The organism is Rhodopseudomonas sp. (assembly GCF_036404135.1).
Classification (GTDB): Bacteria; Pseudomonadota; Alphaproteobacteria; order Rhizobiales; family Xanthobacteraceae; genus Rhodopseudomonas_A.
On the sequence record NZ_DASWPE010000056.1, the window covers coordinates 1 to 21374 of the forward strand.

The following is a 21374-nucleotide window of genomic DNA, read 5'->3' on the forward strand; positions in this document are numbered from 1 at the left end:
GACTTGTCCTTGATGAATATCTCGGCGACCTGCGAGTGGCGGATCGGCTCGCCGGAGTAGTCCGGCAGCAGGTTCTGCTCGGAGACATAGGCGACGTATTCGGAATCCGAATTCTCCGCGAGCAGGTGATAGAACGGCTGATCCTTGTGCGGCCGAACCTCTTCAGGGATCGACAGCCACCACTCCTCGGTGTTGTTGAATTCCGGATCGATATCGAAAATCACGCCCCGGAATGAGAAGATCCGGTGACGCACGATCTGTCCAATCTGAAACCTGGCGGTTCTGGTCTTGATCATCCTTCGTCGAATAAACCAGGATTGTGGCCGATGCTAGGGGTAAACCGATGAATCGCGGCTCGCCCCGCCACCCCCGGGCCGCCCGACCGGGCCCCCATAATCAAAAATAACGTCGATTCATCAATGCTCGACATCCTGAACCTGGCGCTTCCCTATTTCGGCCTGATCTTTGTCGGCTTTGCCTGCGGCCGGTGGAAACGATTGCCGGAAAACGGCCTCGCCTGGATGAATTTTTTCCTGCTGTACGTCTCGCTGCCGGCGCTGTTCTTCCGGATCATGTCGCGGACGCCATTCGAGGAACTCAACAACCTGCCGTTCGTGGTGGCGACCACGCTCGGCACCAGTTGCGCCTTCCTGCTGTCGGGGGCGGCGGGCCGCTGGATCGGCGGGTTGTCGCTGCGCGAGGCCACGATCGCGGCGCTGGCCGGCGGCTACGGCAATATCGGCTATATGGGGCCGGGGCTGGCGCTGGCGGTGCTCGGTACCAAGGCCGCGGTGCCGACCGCGCTGATCTTCTGCTTCGACAGCGTTCTGCTGTTTTCGATCGTGCCGTTGCTGATGGCGCTGACCGGCGGCGACCGCGGGCCGCTGCTATCGACCATCGGCATGGTGCTGCGCGCCATCGTCTTTCATCCGCTGATCGTCGCGGCCTATTGCGGGGCGCTGGCCGCGGCCCTGCATCTGCAGGCTCCGGTGGCGGTCGACAATACCCTGCTGTTTTTGCAGAACGCCGCAGCGCCGGTGGCGCTGTTCGTGCTCGGCGTCACCGTGGCCCTTCGCCCGTTCGGGCGGGTGCCGTGGGAGATCCCCGCCATCGTCGTGGCCAAGCTGGTGCTGCACCCGTTGATCGTGGCCTTGCTGATGATCGCGCTGGGGCCGTTCACGCCGCAATGGGCGGAGACCGCGGTGCTGATGGCGTCACTGCCGCCGGCACTGAACGTGTTCGTGATCGCCCGGCAATACGACAGCTGGGTCGAACCGGCGTCGGTTGCGGTGCTGATCGGCACCTTCGTGTCGGTGCTGACGCTGACCTGCGTGATGTGGCTGATCAGCACCGACCGGATCGCGTTTCACTAAGTCTCGACACTAATCTCGATCAGCGGCGGCCCGGCCGCCAGGCCAGCGCCAAGCCCTCGCGCATCGCCAGCCGTCGTAGCAGGCCGACGCCGCCGAGCAGATGCATGCCGAGCGCGCGCGCCGCCTGCACCGGCAACAGCTCGCTAAGCAGCGAGCGGTTGGCGACGTCGATCGCCAGGGTGCGGCTGGCGACGTCGATCCGGCGGGCGTTTTCGAACCGCGTCAGCACCGCTTCTGACCCGAGATCCTCGCCGTCGGCGAGCGCCGCGCGCACGATCTCGGCTAGGTCGGCGGCGTCGCGCAGGCCGAGGTTCAGCCCCTGCGCGCCGATCGGCGGAATGACATGCGCGGCTTCGCCGACCAGCGCGATGCGCCGCGCGGCGAAATGATCGGGCGCCTCGATCGCCAGCGGAAACAGGTTGCGGCCCGGCTCGACGCACATGGCGCCGAGGATGGAATGCGATTGCCGCTCGGCGGCTGCCGAAAGCTCGGCGTCGCTCAACGCCATCCGCCGTTCGGAGTCCGCGGGCTCGCCGACCCAGACCACGCTGGAGCGTTTCCCGGGCAGCGGCACGAACACGCAGGGACCATGCGCGGTGTGAAATTCGGTGGAGATATTCTGATGCGGCCGGGCGTGGCTGACGTTGAAGGTCAACGCCGACTGGTTCAGCGCGCGGCTCTTCAGCTTGATGCCGGCGGCCTCACGGCAGGCGGATTTGCGGCCGTCGGCACCGGCCACCAGGGCAGCCGAAAACGTCTCGCCGTGGTGCCGGGTGGTGATCGTGACCACGGTCTCGTCGGGAACGACGCTCGCCGCCTCGTCGTCGAACCGGGTGAGGCTGGGCAGTTCGGCGGCGCGCTCCTCCAGCGCCAGCATCAGCGTGCGGTTGTCGATGTTGTAGCCGAACGCGTCGAGCCCGATCTCGCTCGAGGCAAACCGCACCTCCGGGGCGCGGATCAGCCGGCCGGTGTCGTCGACCAGCCGCATCATGCGCAGCGCCGCCGACTTGCCGGCGCAGCGCCGCCAGACGTCGAGCCGCTCCAACAGATCGACCGAATCGCCGAGCAGGGCGGTGGTGCGATTGTCGGCATAGGGCTGCTGGCGGGCGACCAGGGCGGTGCTGGCGCCGCTGGTCGCGAGGGCGATCGCGGCCGCAAGGCCGGCGGGGCCGCCGCCGATCACGACGGCGTCGAAATGCTCAGGCTGGGGGAGAAGTTCGTTCATGGCTCACAATTGACGCTCGCGGGGGCTTTTTCAAGCCCGCCCCGGTGCAGAATTGCGCTGTTCTGATTCGCGCGGCCGGCGGTCATGGCGGCGGATATGCAAAACCGCAGATTTCCTGATAGGCAGCCGATCAATGACCTCGCCAGGCCAGCCCGAATTGCCGTCATCCTCACGCGCGCGGCGCGCCGCAGCGTTCGGCGTCCATTTGTTGACCGCGCTCGGCGCCGGCATCGCGCTGCTGGCGCTGCTGGAAGCGGTCCGCGAACATTGGGCGGCGATGTTCGGCTGGCTCGGCGTGGCACTATTGGTCGATGCGCTCGACGGGCCGTTGGCGCGCCGGCTCGAAGTGGCGCGGCTGCAGCCGGACTGGTCCGGCGACACGCTCGATCTGGTGGTCGATTTCGTTACCTATGTGTTCGTACCGGCCTATGCGATCACCGCCTCCGGCCTGCTGCTGCCACTTGCCGCCCCGTTGCTCGGCATCGGCATCGTGATGAGCAGCGCGTTGTACTTCGCCGACCGTCGCATGAAGACGAAGGACAATCACTTCCGCGGCTTTCCGGCGTTGTGGAACGCGGCGGCGTTCTACCTGTTTCTGCTGCATCCCTCGCCATGGCTGGCCAGCCTCGCCGTCGCCGCGCTGATCGTGCTGACCTTCGTCCCGATCCATGTGATCCATCCGGTTCGTGTGCAGCGGCTGCGGGTGCTCAACCTGGCGCTGATCGCGCTGTGGGCGGTGCTGGCGGTCTTCGTGCTGGTCGAGGATTTCCAAGTGCACGTGACGGTCACCACGTCGTTGTGCGCGATCGCGCTTTACATCGGCTGCGGCGACGCGGTCATTCGCCTTGTGAGGCTTGGCCGTCGATGATCGCGATCGGTGCCTTACGGCAAGCGATCTAGTTGACATTGATGCGACGATAGCCTTCGTTTGGCGCGGCGATTTCGAGGAGGACTGGATGACGAAGGCGGTACGGGTGCACAAGGTCGGAGGACCGGAAGCCCTGGTCTATGAGGCGATCGATCTGCCGGACCCCGGGCTCGGCGAGGTGCGGATTCGCCAGCATGCCGTCGGCCTGAACTTCATCGACGTCTACTTCCGCACCGGCCTTTACAAGGCGCCGTCGTCGCCGTTCATTCCGGGCAACGAGGCGGCCGGCGAAGTGGTCGCGGTCGGCCCCGGGGTGACCAATTTCCATCCCGGCGACCGCGTCGCCTATTATTACAACCTCGGCGCCTACGCCACCGAGCGCAATATCCCCGCCGACAAGCTGGTCAAGCTGCCCGATCACATCACCTACGAGCAGGGCGCGGTGCTGATGCTGAAGGGGCTGACGGTGTGGTATCTGCTGCACAAGACCTTCAAGGTCGAGCCGGGGCACCGCGTGCTGATCCACGCCGCGGCTGGCGGCATCGGGCTGCTGGCCTGCCAATGGGCCAAGGCGCTCGGCGCCAACGTCATCGGCACGGTGGGCTCCAAGGCCAAGGCCGACATCGCGCTGGCGGCGGGCTGCGACCACGTCATCATCTATACCGCGGAAGACTTTGTCGCGCGGGTCAAGCAGATCAGCCGCAACGAACTCTGCGACGTGGTCTATGACGGCGTCGGCAAGTCGACTTTCCCGGGTTCCTTGTCCTGCATCAAGCCGCGCGGGCTGTTCGTCAGTTTCGGCAACGCCTCCGGCCCGGTGCCGCCGTTCGCGCTGGCCGAGCTCAACAACCACGGCTCGCTGTTCGCCACGCGACCGAAGCTCAACGACTATATCAGCAAGCGCTCGGAATTGATCGAAGGCGCCGACGCGCTGTTCTCGGCGATCATCGCCGGCACGCTGCACATCCAGATCAACCACGCCTATGCGCTGAAGGACGTCGCCAAGGCGCATATCGATCTGGAAAGCCGGGCGACCACCGGCGCGTCGATCTTGAAGCCGTAAGTGTCTGCAAGTGTCGTCATCCTTCGAGACGCCCGGTTTCGCGCTGCGCGCGCCGCCGGGCTGCTCAGGATGACGGCGAACTACTTGTCTGGCTAAAACCCCGCGACGCTGCCGTGCAGGTCGTAGGCGTCGGCGCGCTCGATCTTGGCGGTGACGATCTCGCCGACCCGCAGCGGGCGGCGGCTGGTCAGATACACGCTGCCGTCGATCTGCGGCGCGTCGGCCTTCGAGCGGCCCTTCGACACGCTAGGCCCGACCTCGTCGACGATCACTTGCTGCCTGGTGCCGACCTTACGCTTCAGCCGCCGCGCCGAGATCTTTTGCTGCCGCGCCATGAGCGCGTTCCAGCGCTCCTGCTTGACCTCGTCGCTGACCTGATCCGGCAGCGCATTTGAGGTGGCGCCACGCACCGCTTCGTATTTGAACGCGCCGACGCGGTCGATCTCGGCCTGCTCCAGCCAGTCCAACAGATAGGCAAAGTCGCTGTCGGTTTCGCCGGGAAAGCCGACGATGAAGGTCGAGCGCAAAGTGAGTTCGGGACATTGCTCGCGCCAGCGTTTGATCCGCGCCAGCGTCTTGTCCTGCGCCGCCGGGCGCTTCATCTGCTTCAGCACGTCCGGGCTGGCGTGCTGGAACGGGATGTCGAGATAGGGCAGCACCTTGCCCCGCGTCATCAGCTCGATCACCTCGTCGACATGCGGGTAGGGGTAGACGTATTGCAGCCGCACCCAGGCGCCCAGTTCGCCGAGTTCTTTCGCAAGATCGTAGAACCGGGCGCGCACGCCGCAGTCCTGCCACGGGCTCTCGGCGTATTTCAGATCGACGCCGTAAGCCGAAGTGTCCTGCGACACCACGAGCAATTCCTTGACCCCGGCCTTCACCAGTTTTTCGGCCTCGTGCAGCACCTCGCCGGCCGGGCGTGATACCAGATCGCCGCGCAGCTTCGGGATGATACAGAAGCTGCAGCGGTTGTTGCAGCCCTCGGAAATCTTCAAGTAAGCGTAGTGCCGCGGGGTCAGCTTGATGCCTTGCGCCGGCACCAGGTCGACATGCGGATTGTGCAGCGGCGGCAGCGCGCGATGCACCGCGTCGAGCACGCTCTCATATTGCTGCGGCCCGCTGATCGACAACAGGTTGGGGTAGGCGGCCTCGATCTGCTCGGGCTCGGCGCCCATGCAGCCGGTGACGATCACCTTGCCGTTGACCGCCATGGCGTCGCCGATCGCGCCCAGCGATTCTTTCTTGGCGCTGTCGAGAAAACCGCAGGTGTTGACGATCACCAGGTCGGCGCCGTCGTGCTTGCGGGCGAGCTCATAGCCCTCGGCGCGCAGCCTGGTGATGATGCGCTCGGAATCCACCAGCGCCTTCGGGCACCCGAGCGAAACGAAGCTGACTTTGGGGGCCGCCGCCTGGTTCATGGTCTGATCTGTCCGGTTGAATGGCAGCAGCTAACCCCGATCCGGACACAATACAAGGCTGCACCAGGCCGCTGGGGCGGTCCGGACGGCGAATGAAATGCCTGTGGCAAACCCGAGGCAGAGAAAAATCGGCTGGTTTGGCGGCTCGGCGCGGTGCCGGCATCGCTTTTTTCCCAGGCCCCTTGCTCGAACCCGGTTCGTCATTTCCTATCAGGCTGGATCTGGAGACGGAACATGAGCGAGTCATCACTGGAGGGCAGGTTGAACCTGCGCGCGGCGGCCGCGCCGGCATGGCTGCGCCAGCAGATCCTGGAACTCGTGCCCTATGCCGCGCTGGCGTTGATCGCCGCGGTGATCTTCGGCACGCTGTCGACCCACCCGTTCTAAGCTTTAGCCGCCGGCGAACGGCGCCACCGCGATGCCGGCCTCGGTCAACGCCTGCCGCACGCCGCGGGCGATCTCGACCGCGCCCGGCGTGTCGCCGTGGATGCACACCGTGTCGGTGCGCATCTTGATCACCTTGCCGGTGACCGACACCACTGCGCCGTCCTCGACCATTCGCACCACGCGCGCAGCGATCTGCACCGGATCGTGCAGCACCGCGCCGGGTTTCTTGCGCGACACCAGCGTGGCGTCGTCCTCATAGGCGCGATCGGCGAACACCTCATGCGCCAGCGGCAAGCCCGCGGCTTCGCCGGCTTTGACCAGCCGCGAATTCGCCAGCACCACGAAGATCAGCTTGCGGTCGACCGCCTTGATCGCCGCGGCGATGGCGTTCGCCGTCATGTCGTCCTCGCAGGCGACGTTGGACAACGCGCCGTGCGCCTTGACGTGGGTCACGGCGTGGCCGGCCAGCGCCGCCACCGCCTGCAGCGCGCCGATCTGATACGCCACCAGGTTTTCGATTTCGGCGGCGCTGAGCCCGGCGACCGGGCGGCGGCCGAAGCCGTGCAGATCGCGGTAGCCCGGATGTGCGCCGATGCTGACGCCGCCGGCCTTCGCCAGCGCCACGGTGTTGCGCATGATGTCGGCGTCGCCGGCGTGAAAGCCGCAAGCGATGTTGACGCTGCTGGCGAGCCCGATCATCGCCTTGTCGTTGCCCATCTGCCAGGCGCCGAAACCTTCGCCGAGATCGCAGTTCAGATCGATTGAGGTCATGTCAGTGATTCATTCCGTTGGGTGGGACGATTGTCGCGCCGGATCCCGCGATAAACCGAGATCCGGTTTTCCGGATCATGCCCCCGATCAGCCGTCGAAGGCGCTGACCGCGATGCCGGCGACGTTGACCGTATGCAAAGCGTCGACGTCGAGCCAGGAGCTGCGCGCCGCGTGGACCAGGCCGGGCAGGCCGCGCAACCGCCGCGCCATCGCGCGATACTCGGCCTGCGCCTCGGCCATGCCGATCGACTTGAAGCGGAAGCCGCGCCCGGCCTGGGTCTGCGCCAACCGTCCGAGATCGGCGGTGATCACGGTGGCGATCTTCGGATAGCCGCCGGTGGTGCCGCGGTCGGGCATCAGCACGATCGGCTGACCGTTGCCGGGAATCTGGATGCTGCCGTTGACGGTGCCGTCGGAGACCACGTTGTGGCCGTGCAGATGCGGGATGGTCGGACCCTCCAGCCGATAGCCCATCCGGTCGCTGGCCGCCGAGATCCGCCATTCGCTGTCGAGAAAGGATTGCCCGGCGTCGCCGAACTCGTCGTGCTGCGGCCCCAGCACCACGCGGATCGGCAGCTCGGGCACAGCCGGCAATTCGATGCGTTGATCGGGCGCGTCGCCGGCCGCGGCGGCGGAGATTTCATCGCCCGGCTGCAACGGCCGCGGATACGGGCTGCCGAGCCCGGCGCGGGCGTTGACCGCGAGGCTGCCGAACATCGGCTCGCCCTGAATGCCGCCTTCGATCGCCAGATAGCTGAACACGCCGCCGCGCGCCACCCCGAGCCGCAGCACCTCGCCATCCTGCAGCGTGGCGGAGCCGTTGTTCGCCAACGCACGTCCGGAAATATCGGCGGGACGCTGCGCGCCGCTGAGCGCCACGCGCAGCGGGCCGCGCGCGGTGAACGATGCGCCGAGCGGGCCGATCTCGATTGCGGCTGTGAACAACGCGTTGCCGACCAGCGCATTGGCCACGGCGAGCGCCAGCGGATCCATCGCGCCGCTCGGCGGCAGGCCGTAGCGCTGCGTGCCGTGCCGTCCGGCGTCCTGCACCGAGCTCGCGGGGCCGATGTTGTCGATGATCAGCTTGCTCATGACGCCACCAATTCGGCGACCACGGCGCCTTGCTCGGCGGCGGCGTCCTGCTCGGCAAATTGTTTGTCGTCGATCGCAAAGAAATTCACCACGTCTCCGGGGTCCAGCAGAAAGATCGGCTCGCGATGCAACTGATAGGTTCGCACCGGCGTGCGCCCCAACAAATGCCAGCCGCTCGGGCCGGGCAGGCATTGCACGCCGGCCTGGACCCCGCCGATCGAGATCGTGCCGGCGGGCGTCAAAAGCCGCGGGCTCTGACGCCGCGGCATCGTCAACGCCGGATCGAGGCCGCTGAGATAGGACCAGCCCGGCGTGAAGCCGATCATCGCCACCCGGTAATCACCGGCGACGTGACGCCGCACCACTTCGTCGGCCGAGAGGCCGAGCGAGGTGGCGACGTCTTCGAGATCGACGCCGTACTCTCCGCCGTAGCACACAGGAATCCGCCAATGCCGGATGCTGGCCGGCGCGGGCGCTGCATCGGCTTGCGCCAGCGCGATCAGTTGTTCGCCGAGCACGTCGAAGCTGATCTGTTCGGGATCGTAGTGCACCAGCAACGAGCGATAGGTCGGCACGGTTTCGGTAACGCCGGCGATCGGGGCGGCGGCCAGCGCACGATCGAGTTGCAGCACGCGCTCACTGGCGCGCTGATCGATCTCACGGCCGAACTCGACGGTGATTGCGGCGTCGCCACTGGGCAAGATACGGGGCGGGGGAAGGGGTGCGACCATAGCCTCCAAACTCATTTGCTGAACGTCTCATAGCGTGTTTCAGCGCGGAGTAAAATTCACATCGCACTGAGCGCGTCGGGCATAAACCCGCGCGTCACTGCACGATAAACTCTGGTAATGGGTCGTTGGTTTCACAGCGCAGTTGCCTGTTTGCGCGGCTTGACGCCGCATCCGTCAGCAGCAAGATAGGTTTCCAGTTCATCTCACCGGAAGCCCATTCATGTCGTTGACCGCCGAAGCCAAAGCTATTCTTGCTCGCGTCTCCACCGCGACCATCACCACCGTGCTGCTGAAGACCGGGCTGCGCAACGTCTGGATGCGCGGCGCGCGGCCGTTGCGTGCCGGACAAAGCCGTCTGGTCGGTGAAGCCTTCACGCTGCGCTTCGTGCCGGCGCGCGAGGATCTGGCGACGCCGGCGTCGTGGTCGGCGCCGATCTCCACCCGCACCGCGATCGAGGCGATGCCGGAAGGCGCGATCGCCGTGGTCGACGCGATGGGCATCACCGATGCCGGCATCTTCGGCGACATCCTGTGCGCGCGGATGGCCAAGCGCAACGTGGCGGCGCTGATCACCGACGGCGTGGTGCGCGATCTCGAAGGCGTGCTCGGCACCGGGCTGCCGGTGTGGTGCAACGGCGCGGCGGCGCCGCCCTCGGTGGCGGGCCTCACCTTCGTCGGCTGGGGTGAGCCGATCGGTTGCGGCGGCGTCGCGGTGTTCCCGGGCGACATCGTGGTCGCCGATCAGGACGGTGCAGTGCTGATCCCGCAGGCGTTGCTCGATCACGTGCTCGCCGAGGGCGAGGAGCAGGAACGCATGGAGGGCTGGATCGTCAATGAGGTCAATGCCGGCGCGGTGCTGCCGGGACTGTATCCGATGAACCAGGAGACCAAGGCGCGCTACGCGGCCTGGAAGGCCAAGTCGTAACGCGGCGCGTCACGCCGCGTCGCCGTTCAAGTCGGCAATAGATGGACGCGGCCAATAATGGCCGCGCCGATGGGAGGAGCAGGCCATGGAGATCTATCAGGCCGGATCGCGGCCGACGCGCGCTGCGCCGGCGGAGTATTTCACCGGCACGGTGTGGCAGGACGCGATCGTGGCGGCGCCAGCGCCAGCCCGGTTGATGGCGACGCGGGTGACGTTCGAGCCGGGCGCCCGCACCCATTGGCACACCCATCCGCTCGGCCAGACGCTGTATGTGGTCGACGGCGTCGGCCGGGTGCAGACCGAAGGCGGTCCGCTGCGGGAAATCCGCGCCGGCGATACGGTGTGGATTCCGCCCGGCGAAAAGCACTGGCACGGCGCCGCGCCAAGCAACGGCATGACACATATCGCGATGCAGGAGGCGCTGGATGGCAGCGCCGCGACCTGGCTGGAACGGGTCAGCGACGCCGATTACGCCGCGCCGGTCGCCGGCTGAGGGCACCGCGCGGCGGCGGGCCGGTCGCCCTGGAGGCCGACCGATGCAGGGTGGCGCCGGCTCGTATCCGGACACGGACCTTTCGCCGCCGCGGCAGACCCGGTATGAATTGCTTTGAAAATAGTCAGGCGCGGCGTGTTGTTGCGAGGCCGCGACGAGTCAGGAGAACAGCTTTGGCCACCACCACTGCATTTCGGGGGTCTTTCACCGCCCTGGTCACGCCCTTCAAGAATGGTTCGCTCGACGAAGAGGCGTTTCGCAAGCTGGTGGACTGGCAGATCTCCGAGGGAACCGCCGGCCTGGTGCCGGTCGGCACCACCGGCGAGAGCCCGACGCTCAGCCATGCCGAGCACCACAAGGTGGTGGAATGGTGCGTGGACGAGGCCAAGGGCCGGGTCCCGGTGATCGCCGGCGCCGGCTCCAATTCCACCACGGAGGCGGTCGAACTGGCTAAGCATGCCGAGGCCGCGGGTGCCGACGCGGTGCTGGTGGTGACGCCGTATTACAACAAGCCGACCCAGGAGGGCATGTATCTGCACTTCAAGGCGGTCAACGACGCGGTCGGGATTCCGATCATCATCTACAACATCCCGCCGCGCTCGGTGGTTGACATGTCGGTCGACACCATGACGAGGCTGTTCGAACTGAAGAACATCGCCGGCGTCAAGGACGCCACCGCCAATCTCGGCCGGGTGTCGCAGCAGCGCCACGCCATGGGGCCGGATTTCATCCAGCTCTCCGGCGAGGACATGACGGCGCTGGCCTATATGGCGGCGGGAGGCCATGGCTGCATCTCGGTGGTGTCGAACGTGGCGCCGAAGCCCTGTGCCGACCTGATGGCCGCGGTGTTCAAGGGTGACTATGCCGCCGCGCTGAAGATCCAGGACCGGCTGGTGCCGCTGCACGACGCGGTGTTCAAGGAGCCCGGCGTCTCCGGCGCCAAGCACGGCCTGGCGCTGCTCGGCCGGATCCAGGAAGAGGTGCGGTTGCCGCTGATTCCGGTGTCCGAGCCGACCCGGGCCGCGATCCGCAGCGCCATGATGCACGCCGGACTGGTCAACTAGCTCCGCCCGACCACAACGTCGGCGCGGAACGACGGGGAGGAACGCATGCTGAAGGAATTCCGCGAATTCGCGATGAAAGGCAATGTCGTCGATCTGGCGGTCGGCGTCATCATCGGCGCCGCGTTCGGCGCCATCGTCGCCTCGCTGGTCGGCGACATCATCATGCCGCTGATCGGCGCGATCACCGGCGGTCTCGACTTCTCCAACTATTTCACCGCATTGTCGCGTGCGGTGACGGCGACCAACCTCGCCGACGCCAAGAAGCAGGGCGCGGTGCTGGCCTGGGGCAATTTCCTGACGCTGACGCTGAACTTCCTGATCGTCGCCTTCGTGCTGTTCCTGGTGATCCGGGTGATCAACCGGCTGAAGCGCAAGGATGAAGCGGCGCCGGCGCCGAAGCCGAGCCGGGAAGAAGATTTACTAACTGAGATCCGCGATATCCTGAAGACCATGCGGCGCTGATTGGATTTTTATGGCCGAGAAGAACGAACGCCCGATCAAGGTGATCGCGGAAAATCGCAAGGCGCGGTTCAATTATGCGATCGAGGACACCTTGGAGGCCGGCATCGCGTTGACCGGGACCGAGGTCAAATCGATCCGCAACGGCAAGAGCACCATCGCGGAATCCTATGCCGACCCGAAGGACGGCGAGATCTGGCTGATCAACGCCAATATTCCGGAATATCTGCAGGCCAACCGCTTCAACCACGAGCCGAAGCGGCCGCGCAAATTGCTGCTGCATCGAAAGCAGATCAACAAGCTGATGGGCGCGGTGGAGCGCCAGGGCATGACCCTGGTGCCGCTGAAGATGTATTTCAACGAGCGCGGCCGGGTGAAGCTGCAGCTCGCGCTCGCCAAGGGCAAGCAGCTGCACGACAAGCGCGACACCGAGAAGAAGCGCGACTGGAGCCGGGAAAAGGGCCGCATCATGCGGGCGCGGGGCTGAGCCTGCGGCGAGGATCGGATATGATTCAGAAGAACCTGCTCGAGGTCGACTGGAGCCAGATTCCGGCGCCGCTCGATGACGGCGCGGCGGCGCATCTGCTCGGCGCGGCGATACCGCCGATCGACCTGCGCGCCACCGACGACAGCATGGTGACGCTGGCGGCGCTGCCGGGGCGTAGCGTGGTGTTCGCCTATCCGCGCACCGGCGAGCCCGGCAAGATCGCGCTGGTCGACGATTGGGACATGATCCCCGGCGCGCGCGGCTGCACGCCGCAGACCTGCGCGTTCCGGGATTTGTTCGCCGAGCTGAAGGCCGCCGGCGCCACCCAGGTATTCGGGCTGTCGACGCAGTCCTACGCCTATCAGGTGGAGATGGCGGCGCGGTTGCACCTGCCGTTTCCGGTGTTGTCGGACGAGAAGCTGGCGCTGACCAAGGCGCTGGCACTGCCGACGCTTGAGGTCGCGGGGCTGACGCTGCTGAGGCGGCTGGCGCTGGTGATCGACGACGCCCGCATCAGCCACGTGTTCTATCCGGTGTTTCCACCGGACCGTAACGCCGCCGACGTGCTGGACTGGCTGCGCGCCCATCCGGCGTAGGCCGCGGCGGGCGCGGCCTCAGCCGAGATCCTCGCGCACCCGCGCGAACACCTCGCGGAACATCTGCGGCGTCAGCACCCGCGTATTGGTATTGTAGCGCGAGCAATGATAGCTGTCGTACAGCCTGACGCGGCCTGCTTGGTGCACGGCGCCATGCGCGAACGGGGCCGCGGCGGCGCGGAGTTGCAGCGTCTTCAGCATCGAATCATGGGCGACGCGGCCGAGTGCGACGATCGCGCGCAGCTTCGGCATTGCCTCCATCGTCGCCAGCAAAAAGCGTCGGCAGGTGGCGATCTCGATCGGCAGCGGCTTGTTCTGCGGCGGCACGCAACGCACCGCATTGGCGATCCGGCAATCCACCAGCCGTAAGCCGTCGTCCGGCCGCGCCTGGTAGACGCCTTCCGCAAAGCCGTAATCGATCAGCGTGGAATACAGCAGGTCGCCGGCGAAGTCGCCGGTGAACGGCCGGCCGGTGCGATTGGCGCCCTGCACGCCGGGCGCCAGCCCGACGATCAGCAACGCCGCATTGGCGTCGCCGAAGCTCGGCACCGGGGCGTTGAACCAGTCCGGCTCGCGGGCGCGCACCGCCAGCCGGTATTCCACCAGCCGCGGGCACAACGGACAGTTCCGGTCGGGTTCGGTTCGCGCGACGGCCATCGCCGCCGACCGGCCCGGCGCTTAGTCTTCGAACTCGTCGTCGTCGACGCGCGGCGCCGTGGTGGTGGCGCGCTGCAGGAATTGCGGGGTATGGCGCGGCTCGCGCGGGGCAGGGCGTTCCGCCGGGTCGCGGCCGAGCTTGGACTGCAGCTCGACCAGATCGGTGAAGACGTCGGCCTGGCGGCGCAATTCGTCGGCGATCATCGGCGGCTGGCTGGAGATCGTCGACACCACGGTGACGCGGACACCGCGGCGCTGCACTGCTTCGACCAGCGAGCGGAAGTCGCCATCGCCGGAGAACAGTACCATCTGGTCGATGTGCTCGGCCAGCTCCATGGCGTCGACCGCAAGCTCGATGTCCATGTTGCCCTTGACCTTGCGCCGGCCGGAGGCGTCGATGAATTCTTTGGTCGCCTTGGTGACGACGGTATAGCCGTTGTAGTCGAGCCAATCGATCAGCGGCCGAATCGACGAGTACTCCTGATCCTCGATGATGGCGGTGTAATAGAACGCCCGCACCAATGTGCCGCGGCTCTGAAATTCCTTGAGCAATCGCTTGTAATCAATATCGAAGCCAAGCGTCTTCGCGGTGGCATAAAGGTTGGCTCCGTCAATGAAGAGCGCGATTTTGCTGCTAGCAGAGGACATCAAGTTTTCTCACGGTAGGTTTGTTGTTAAGGTTTTTGGCGCGGCAAGAGGCTGCCGCGCATTTCAAAGTGGCGTTTGTGGGCGTAAAATTCCCTGCAGACCGTCACAGTCATCACCGCCGGCCAAACAACGCAAGCCAGGTGAGTGTATACTTTTGTGCGACCAATACAGGCGTTTTGTTGTCCTCTCCGATGCGAAAGCGGTTTTTTCACAGCCCGCGGCCCGCGAGCCCGGATAGCGCCGAACCGGCGGCAAATGGCAAATTGGTTCTTGCGGAAACCGCTAACCCCCTATACCTAGCGGTCATAACCCGCATATTCGGTCCCATTTAACGGAGCGACAGTCGATGGCGCGCGTCACCGTGGAAGATTGTATTGATAAGGTCGATAATCGGTTCGACTTGGTCCTGCTGGCTGCGCACCGCGCCCGGATGATCTCGTCCGGATCGCAACTCACCATCGATCGCGATAATGACAAAAATCCGGTCGTTTCGTTGCGGGAAATTGCTGAAGAAACCATCTCGCCCGAGGATTTGCGCGAGGAATTGGTGCATTCGCTGCAGAAATTCGTCGAAGTCGACGAGCCGGAGCCCGATACCGTGCCGTTGATCGGTTCCGCCGGCGCCAGCGTCGACGCCGACGACACCGAGGTGGCGCCGGAACGGATGACCGAGGAAGAGCTGCTGAAGGGTCTCGAAGGCCTGGCGCCGCCCGAGGAACAGCCCGAAGAAGACGAGTAGCGCCGGCTTTCATCCCGGATTTGCAAGGATTTGGCACGGCCCGGGCGGTTTCCGGGCCGTTTTCTATTCGGCACGTGCAGAGCTGGCGTGCTGCGCAATCGCCGATTGCGGGGTGTACGAGGCGCGGCCGCGGTCCTAAGACTGCCGGGCGGCGGATCAGCGAAACGGCTTCACTTCATCGCAGAACTCTCTAAAGTCGGGGACTTGGCCTTCGTTCCGGTGCGCGAGACCGCGATCGGAAGACGCCGGCTCCGACCGTCGAAGGCTTTGAACAGCCTGCATTTGGTTCGAATCCGCGGTCCGAACGTCGGTGGGCCATGACGAAGGACTGAATCTCATTGCGCGGCCCCCGCGGGTTCCGAGGGCTGCGCGCGCAAAGAGGTTAAGGTTGGATGGCGTATTGGCGCCGGAATTCACGGCAGATGGAAGCTGCGGCCGGCACGGTCGTGGTGATGAAACCGGCCGCCGCCGCGGTGAAGCCGGCGCGGCCGCGCTCGCGGATGATGCGGCAATATGATCTGGTCGAGCGGGTCCGCTCCTACAATCCGGATACCGACGAAGACCTGCTGAACCGCGCCTATGTCTACGCCATGGTGGCGCATGGCGAGCAGACCAGGGCGTCCGGCGATCCGTACTTCTCGCATCCCCTGGAAGTGGCGGCGATCCTCACCAATCTCAAGCTCGACGACGCCACGATCGTCGCCGCTTTGCTTCATGATACGATTGAAGATACCGAGGCAACCCGCACCGAAATAGACAATATCTTCGGTCACGAGATCGGCGCTTTGGTCGAAGGGCTGACCAAGCTGAAGCGCCTGGAGCTGGTTTCCCGGGAGGCCAAGCAGGCGGAAAACCTGCGCAAGCTGCTGCTGGCGATCTCCAACGACGTCCGGGTGCTGCTGATCAAGCTCGCCGATCGGCTGCACAATATGCGCACCCTGGAATTCGTGCCGCCGGCGTCGCGGCAGCGCATCGCCGAGGAGACTCTGGACATCTATGCGCCGCTGGCCGGCCGCATGGGCATGCAGGAGATGCGCGAGGAGTTGGAAGACCTCTCGTTCCAGAGCCTCGACCCGGACGCCTTCGCGGTGGTGATGCAGCGGCTGGATTCGCTGGCCGAGCGCAACCGCAACCTGATCGGCGAGATCGAGACCCAGCTCTCCGCCAACCTCGCCAAGAACGGACTCTCCGCCGAGGTCACCGGACGGCGCAAGCGGCCGTTCTCGATCTGGACCAAGATGGAGCGCAAATCGGTCGGCTTCGAGCAGCTCTCCGACATCTACGGTTTCCGCGTGGTGCTGAAGGATGTCGAGGCCTGCTACCGCGCGCTCGGCGTGGTCCATACCACCTGGCCGGTGGTGCCGGGCCGCTTCAAGGACTACATCTCGACGCCGAAGCAGAACGACTATCGTTCGATCCACACCACGGTGATCGGCCCCGGCCAGCAGCGCGTCGAGCTGCAGATCCGCACCGAGGAGATGGACCAGATCGCCGAGATCGGTATCGCCGCGCACGCCTTCTACAAGGACGGCGTCGGCTCGCCGACCGAAATGCTGAAGCGCGAGAGCAACGCCTTCGCCTGGCTGCGCCACACCATCGAGGTGCTGTCGGAAAGCTCCAATCCGGAAGAGTTTCTGGAGCACACCAAGCTCGAACTGTTCCACGATCAGGTGTTCTGCTTCACCCCGAAGGGCAAGCTGATCGCGCTACCGCGCGCCGCCAATGTCATCGATTTCGCCTATGCGGTGCATACCGACGTCGGCAATTCGGCGGTCGGCTGCAAGATCAACGGCAAGTTCGCGCCGCTGTCGTCGGAATTGCAGAACGGCGACGAGGTCGAGGTGCTGACCTCGGCGGCCCAGGAGGCGCCGCCCTCGGCCTGGGAATCGCTGGCGGTCACCGGCAAGGCCCGCGCCGCGATCCGGAGAGCCACCCGCACCGCGGTGCGCGACCAATATGCCGGGCTCGGCCGCCGCATCGTCGAGCGCCTGTTTGTCCGCGCCAAGATCGAATATGCCGACGACAAGCTGAAGGGCGCGCTGCCGCGACTGGCGCGGCCGTCGATCGACGAGGTGATGGCCTCGGTCGGACGCGGCGAATTGCGCGCCTCCGACGTCGCCCGCGCGATGTATCCGGACTACAAGGAGGAGCGGCTCGGCCGCTTCGCCGGCAAGCGCGATCCGGCCGACAACGCCAAGTTAAAGGCGCCGGGCGGCGCGGCGCGGGTCACCTCGGTGATCCCGATCCGCGGCATCAATTCCGATCTGCCGGTGAAATTCGCGCCGAACGGCGGCGCGGTGCCCGGCGACCGCATCGTCGGCATCGTCTCGCCGGGCGAGGGCATCACCATCTATCCGATCCAGTCGCCGGCCTTGAAGGATTTCGAGGAAGAGCCGGAGCGCTGGCTCGACGTCAAATGGGACGTCGACGAAACCACGCCGCAACGCTTTCCGGCGCGGCTGTTCGTACAGAACGTCAACGAGCCCGGCAGCCTCGCCCAGATCGCCACCGTGATCGCCGAGCACGACGGCAACATCGACAACATCAATATGAGCCGGCGCTCGCCGGATTTCACCGAACTCACCATCGACCTCGAGGTCTATGACCTCAAGCATCTCAGCGCCATCATCGCCCAGCTCCGCGCCAAGGCGGTGGTGGCCAAGGTCGAGCGGGTGAACGGCTGACCCTTAGTTCCTGATCTTCCGCGAGTTCTCCATGACCAAAGCTCTCCCGCTGCGCCTCGGCGTCAATGTCGATCACGTCGCCACGCTGCGCAACGCCCGCGGCGGCAAGCACCCCGATCCGTTGCGCGCGGCGCTGGCGGCGATCGAGGCCGGCGCCGACGGCATCACCGCGCATCTGCGCGAGGACCGCCGCCATATCCGCGACGCCGACATGGCGCGGCTCAAGGCCGAGATTTCCAAACCACTGAATTTCGAGATGGCGGCGACGCCCGACATGGTGCAGATCGCGCTCGCCACCAAGCCGCACGCGGTCTGCCTGGTGCCGGAGCGCCGCGAGGAGGTCACTACCGAGGGCGGCCTCGACGTCATCGGCCACCACAACACGCTGGCGCCGTTCATCGCCCGGTTCAACGACGCCGGGATCCGCACCTCGCTGTTCATCGCCGCCGATCCGGCGCAGATCGAGGTCGCGGCGAAGCTGCATGCCCCGGTGATCGAGCTGCACACCGGCGCCTGGTGCGACGCGGTCGAGGCCGGCAACGCCGACAAGGCCGCGGCCGAATGGCAGCGCATCGTGGCGGGCGTCGAACTGGCGCAGTCGGTGGGGCTGGAAGTCCATGCCGGCCACGGCCTGGATTATGCGACCGCCGAGACCATCTCGGCGCTGCCCCAGATCGCCGAACTCAATATCGGCTTTCATCTGATGGGGGAGGCGCTGTTCGTGGGGCTGCCGCAGTCGATCCGCACCATGCGCGCCGCGATGCTGCGCGGCCGTCAGACCCTGGAGGCGACCGCGTGATCCTCGGCATCGGCTCCGACCTGATCGACATCCGCCGCGTCGCCAAGGTGATCGAGCGCCACGGCGAACGGTTTCTCGAGCGGGTGTTCACCGACGCCGAGCGCGCCAAGGCGGCGCGCCGCGCCAAGAACGAGAAGATGGTGGTGGCGACCTATGCCAAGCGGTTCGCCGCCAAGGAGGCCTGCTCCAAGGCGCTCGGCACCGGGATCCGCGACGGCGTGTGGTGGCGGGACATGGGGGTGGTGAACCTGCCCGGTGGCCGGCCGACCATGGCGCTGACCGGCGGCGCCAAGGCCCGGCTCGACGCCATGACCCCGCCGGGCTATGAGGCGCGGATCGACCTGTCGATCACCGACGACTGGCCGCTGGCCCAGGCCTTCGTCATCATTTCGGCGGTCGCCATCGCAAGACCGTGAACGGCAAGGCTGTTGCAAGATTTCCGGCCGAAACTAAAAATCGCTGATAGATCATGTGATTAGAAAGTTTTCCGGGAGCCGTTGATTGCGCGGATGGAAACAACGGTCTAAAACCCGCGCGGAGTCTCCATCGGCTCGCGGCGCCCGCCAGCCGCGACCCGCGGGCCGGGGGGAATCGCCCAACACATCACGTCTCATCGCGAAGCGGCCACGCTTCTGTTGAGAACACTGCCGCTGCGCGGCTTACGCGACGGGAATGAGAAAGCGATGAGCGTGACCTCAGGGACCAAAACCGAAAGCGGAATCGGCGAGACCATTCGCGTCGTGATCCACGCCCTGATCATCGCCCTGGTGATCCGAACCGTGCTGTTTCAGCCGTTCAACATTCCCTCCGGCTCGATGAAGGCGACGCTGTTGGTCGGCGACTACCTGTTCGTCTCGAAATATTCCTACGGCTACAGTCATTATTCGCTGCCGCTGTCGCCGCCGATCTTCTCCGGGCGGATCTTCGGCTCGGAGCCGGCGCGCGGCGACGTCGTCGTGTTCCGGCTGCCGAAGGACGATTCCACCGACTACATCAAGCGGGTGATCGGATTGCCGGGCGACCGCATCCAGATGAAAGAGGGCCTGCTCTACATCAACGACGTGCCGGTGAAGCGCGAGCGGCTGAGCGATTTCGTCGGCGAGGACCCTTGCGGCTCCGACGCCACCGCGCGGGTCAAGCGCTGGAAGGAGACGCTGCCCAATGGCGTCAGCTATGAATCGCTGGATTGCGTCGACAACGGCTTCTACGACAACACCAACGTCTACAACGTGCCGCCCGGCCACTTCTTCATGATGGGCGACAACCGCGACAACTCCACCGACAGCCGGGTGCTGTCGGCGGTGGGCTACGTGCCGTTCGAGAACATCATCGGCCGCGCGCAGATGATCTTCTTCTCGATCGCGGAAGGCGAACACGCCTGGCAGATCTGGCGCTGGCCGACCGCGGTGCGCTGGAATCGTATCTTCAACATCGTGCGATGACGCAGGACACCACCAGCATCGAAACCGTGCCCGCGTCCACGCCCGCGACGTCTGCGCCGGCGGCCCCGGCCGCGGCCGCGGCCGACCCCGGTCGGGAAGCCGCGGCGGCGCGTAAGCGGCGCAGCAAGGCCGACGCCAAGGCCGCCGCCGCCGCGATCGAGGCGCGGATCGGCCACGCCTTCGCCGATCCGGTGCTGCTGACGACGGCGTTCACCCATGTCTCCGCGCTGAAGTCGGCGCGCAACCGCGCCGATAGCTATCAGCGGCTGGAGTTTCTCGGCGATCACGTGCTGGGCCTGGTGGTCTCCGACATGCTGTATCGGGCGTTTCCCAACGCCGATGAGGGCGAACTGTCGAAGCGCCTGGCCGATCTGGTGCGCAAGGAGACCTGCGCCGACGTCGCGCGCAGCCTCGACCTGTTGGACGGCATCAAGCTCGGCACGGTCGGCGCCGGCGCCGGCGCCCGGTTGCGCAAATCGGTGCTCGGCGACATCTGCGAAGCCGTGATCGGCGCGGTGTTTCTCGACGGCGGCTATCCCGCTGCCGAGAGCTTCGTGCAGCGCAACTGGCTGGAGCGGATGCGCAAGCCGGTGCGGCCCTTGCGCGACGCCAAGACAATTTTGCAGGAATGGGCGCAGGGCAAGGGTCTGCCGACCCCGGTCTATCGCGAGGTCGAACGCACCGGGCCGCACCACGATCCGCAATTCCGCGTCGCGGTGGATCTGCCCGGTCTGCAACCCGCGGAGGGCGTCGGCGGCAGCAAGCGCGCCGCCGAGAAAGTCGCAGCCTCGGTGATGCTGGCCCGCGAGGGCGTCAGCTCCGGCGGCAACGAAGGATGATGTTTTGAACGATCACGTTGAGTCCGACACCGAATCCGTGGCCGAGCCGGTTGCGACGCGCTGCGGCTTCGTCGCGCTGATCGGCGCGCCGAATGCCGGCAAGTCGACGCTGCTCAACCAGCTCGTCGGCGCCAAGGTCTCGATCGTGTCGCGCAAGGTGCAGACGACGCGGACCCAGGTGCGGGGCATCGCGATGTCCGGCCCGGCGCAGATCATCTTCGTCGACACACCCGGCATCTTCGCGCCCAAGCGCCGTCTCGACCGCGCCATGGTGACGAGCGCCTGGGGCGGCGCCACGGACGCCGACCTGATCGGCGTGCTGATCGATGTGGCTCGCTTCGAGCACGAGGAAAACACCGTGCTGCTGGAGAAGCTCGCCGAGCTGAAGCAGCCGAAATTCCTGATCCTCAACAAGATCGACACGGTGCCGAAGGAGAAGCTGCTCGAGATCACCGCCAAGGTGAACGAGCGGACGCAGTTCGAGACCACCTTCATGGTCGCGGCACTGACCGGCTACGGCGTCAAGGACATACTGGCCTGGCTGGAGACGCGCCTGCCGCCCGGCCCCTGGCTCTACCCGGAAGACCAGCTTTCGGACGCGCCCTTGCGCTTCC

At 65.9% G+C, this 21374-nt stretch carries 25 protein-coding genes; 17 read left to right on the plus strand and 8 right to left on the minus strand.

The genetic code is table 11. The features are described 5' to 3' along the window. Positions 1-296, minus strand: a 296-nt coding sequence (hspQ, locus tag VGC77_RS06395; protein WP_331170738.1) for a heat shock protein HspQ, incomplete at its 3' end; no start/stop codon positions are given. A gap of 123 nt (positions 297-419) precedes the next feature. On the opposite strand from hspQ, the gene VGC77_RS06400 reads away from it, so the two are divergent. Then, positions 420-1373, plus strand: coding sequence for an AEC family transporter (locus tag VGC77_RS06400; protein ID WP_331170739.1), 954 nt, complete (start codon positions 420-422; stop codon positions 1371-1373). A 19-nt stretch (positions 1374-1392) separates the two neighbouring features. Here VGC77_RS06400 and VGC77_RS06405 read toward each other — a convergent pair whose 3' ends face one another. Beyond that, positions 1393-2598 carry a UbiH/UbiF family hydroxylase gene (locus VGC77_RS06405; protein WP_331170740.1) on the minus strand — a complete coding sequence of 402 codons (1206 nt, stop codon included), beginning with the start codon at positions 2596-2598 and terminating at the stop codon, positions 1393-1395. 133 nt (positions 2599-2731) lie between these two features. On the opposite strand from VGC77_RS06405, the gene pcsA reads away from it, so the two are divergent. After that, positions 2732-3466, plus strand: a complete 735-nt coding sequence (gene pcsA / locus VGC77_RS06410) for a phosphatidylcholine synthase (protein WP_331170741.1) — start codon at positions 2732-2734, stop codon at positions 3464-3466. An 88-nt stretch (positions 3467-3554) separates the two neighbouring features. After that, on the plus strand, positions 3555-4529 hold the full coding sequence (locus tag VGC77_RS06415; RefSeq protein WP_331170742.1) for a quinone oxidoreductase: 975 nt from the start codon (positions 3555-3557) through the stop codon (positions 4527-4529). A gap of 92 nt (positions 4530-4621) precedes the next feature. Here VGC77_RS06415 and rimO read toward each other — a convergent pair whose 3' ends face one another. Next, complete coding sequence (gene rimO, locus VGC77_RS06420) at positions 4622-5947, minus strand: 30S ribosomal protein S12 methylthiotransferase RimO (RefSeq protein ID WP_331170743.1); 1326 nt, start codon at positions 5945-5947, stop codon at positions 4622-4624. 234 nt (positions 5948-6181) lie between these two features. Between rimO and VGC77_RS06425 the strand changes: the two genes are divergently transcribed. After that, entirely contained in the window at positions 6182-6334 is a 153-nt protein-coding gene (locus VGC77_RS06425) for a hypothetical protein (RefSeq protein WP_331170744.1), read from the plus strand. A gap of 3 nt (positions 6335-6337) precedes the next feature. On the opposite strand, the gene VGC77_RS06430 is transcribed toward VGC77_RS06425, so the two are convergent. The 3 genes from VGC77_RS06430 to pxpB form a co-directional block, all read right to left on the minus strand. Next, positions 6338-7105 carry a 5-oxoprolinase subunit PxpA gene (locus VGC77_RS06430; protein WP_331170745.1) on the minus strand — a complete coding sequence of 256 codons (768 nt, stop codon included), beginning with the start codon at positions 7103-7105 and terminating at the stop codon, positions 6338-6340. Between the two features lie 87 nt (positions 7106-7192). Next, positions 7193-8197, minus strand: a complete 1005-nt coding sequence (locus tag VGC77_RS06435) for a biotin-dependent carboxyltransferase family protein (protein ID WP_331170746.1) — start codon at positions 8195-8197, stop codon at positions 7193-7195. Further along, positions 8194-8928 carry a 5-oxoprolinase subunit PxpB gene (gene pxpB, locus VGC77_RS06440; RefSeq protein WP_331170747.1) on the minus strand — a complete coding sequence of 245 codons (735 nt, stop codon included), beginning with the start codon at positions 8926-8928 and terminating at the stop codon, positions 8194-8196. Before pxpB ends, VGC77_RS06435 begins: the two co-directional genes overlap by 4 nt. A gap of 220 nt (positions 8929-9148) precedes the next feature. Between pxpB and VGC77_RS06445 the strand changes: the two genes are divergently transcribed. The 6 genes from VGC77_RS06445 to VGC77_RS06470 all read left to right on the plus strand — a co-directional run bounded on the left by VGC77_RS06445 (position 9149) and on the right by VGC77_RS06470 (position 12952). Further along, entirely contained in the window at positions 9149-9853 is a 705-nt protein-coding gene (locus tag VGC77_RS06445) for a ribonuclease activity regulator RraA (protein WP_331170748.1), read from the plus strand. A gap of 85 nt (positions 9854-9938) precedes the next feature. Beyond that, a complete protein-coding gene (locus VGC77_RS06450; protein ID WP_331170749.1) occupies positions 9939-10346 on the plus strand; it encodes a (R)-mandelonitrile lyase in 408 nt (135 codons plus the stop codon). A 173-nt stretch (positions 10347-10519) separates the two neighbouring features. Continuing rightward, entirely contained in the window at positions 10520-11410 is an 891-nt protein-coding gene (dapA, locus tag VGC77_RS06455) for a 4-hydroxy-tetrahydrodipicolinate synthase (protein ID WP_331170750.1), read from the plus strand. Positions 11411-11455: 45 nt separating this feature from the next. Continuing rightward, positions 11456-11872 (plus strand): large conductance mechanosensitive channel protein MscL, encoded by a 417-nt coding sequence (gene mscL / locus VGC77_RS06460; RefSeq protein WP_331170751.1) that lies wholly within the window; start codon positions 11456-11458, stop codon positions 11870-11872. A 10-nt stretch (positions 11873-11882) separates the two neighbouring features. Next, positions 11883-12356, plus strand: coding sequence for an SsrA-binding protein SmpB (gene smpB, locus VGC77_RS06465; RefSeq protein ID WP_011473077.1), 474 nt, complete (start codon positions 11883-11885; stop codon positions 12354-12356). A 20-nt stretch (positions 12357-12376) separates the two neighbouring features. Next, positions 12377-12952, plus strand: a complete 576-nt coding sequence (locus VGC77_RS06470) for a peroxiredoxin (RefSeq protein ID WP_331170752.1) — start codon at positions 12377-12379, stop codon at positions 12950-12952. A gap of 18 nt (positions 12953-12970) precedes the next feature. Here VGC77_RS06470 and VGC77_RS06475 read toward each other — a convergent pair whose 3' ends face one another. Together VGC77_RS06475 and VGC77_RS06480 are read right to left on the minus strand one after the other, a co-directional pair. Beyond that, the gene (locus VGC77_RS06475) at positions 12971-13609 is read right to left on the minus strand and encodes a uracil-DNA glycosylase (RefSeq protein WP_331170753.1); all 639 of its coding nucleotides are present in this window, start codon (positions 13607-13609) and stop codon (positions 12971-12973) included. Between the two features lie 21 nt (positions 13610-13630). After that, the gene (locus tag VGC77_RS06480) at positions 13631-14257 is read right to left on the minus strand and encodes an NYN domain-containing protein (RefSeq protein ID WP_331170754.1); all 627 of its coding nucleotides are present in this window, start codon (positions 14255-14257) and stop codon (positions 13631-13633) included. Positions 14258-14603: 346 nt separating this feature from the next. On the opposite strand from VGC77_RS06480, the gene rpoZ reads away from it, so the two are divergent. The 7 genes from rpoZ to era form a co-directional block, all read left to right on the plus strand. After that, the gene (gene rpoZ, locus VGC77_RS06485) at positions 14604-14996 is read left to right on the plus strand and encodes a DNA-directed RNA polymerase subunit omega (protein WP_011473080.1); all 393 of its coding nucleotides are present in this window, start codon (positions 14604-14606) and stop codon (positions 14994-14996) included. Positions 14997-15388: 392 nt separating this feature from the next. Continuing rightward, entirely contained in the window at positions 15389-17680 is a 2292-nt protein-coding gene (locus VGC77_RS06490) for a bifunctional (p)ppGpp synthetase/guanosine-3',5'-bis(diphosphate) 3'-pyrophosphohydrolase (protein ID WP_331170755.1), read from the plus strand. A gap of 31 nt (positions 17681-17711) precedes the next feature. Further along, positions 17712-18479 (plus strand): pyridoxine 5'-phosphate synthase, encoded by a 768-nt coding sequence (locus VGC77_RS06495; protein WP_331170756.1) that lies wholly within the window; start codon positions 17712-17714, stop codon positions 18477-18479. Beyond that, the gene (acpS, locus tag VGC77_RS06500; RefSeq protein ID WP_331170757.1) at positions 18476-18895 is read left to right on the plus strand and encodes a holo-ACP synthase; all 420 of its coding nucleotides are present in this window, start codon (positions 18476-18478) and stop codon (positions 18893-18895) included. Before VGC77_RS06495 ends, acpS begins: the two co-directional genes overlap by 4 nt. 267 nt (positions 18896-19162) lie before the next feature. After that, on the plus strand, positions 19163-19921 hold the full coding sequence (gene lepB, locus VGC77_RS06505) for a signal peptidase I (RefSeq protein WP_331170758.1): 759 nt from the start codon (positions 19163-19165) through the stop codon (positions 19919-19921). Further along, positions 19918-20760: a ribonuclease III gene (gene rnc / locus VGC77_RS06510; RefSeq protein WP_331170759.1), complete on the plus strand. Its 843-nt coding sequence runs from the start codon at positions 19918-19920 to the stop codon at positions 20758-20760. Before lepB ends, rnc begins: the two co-directional genes overlap by 4 nt. Before the next feature lie 4 nt (positions 20761-20764). Further along, positions 20765-21374: GTPase Era (era, locus tag VGC77_RS06515; RefSeq protein WP_331170760.1), on the plus strand; the 610-nt coding region annotated here is incomplete at its 3' end.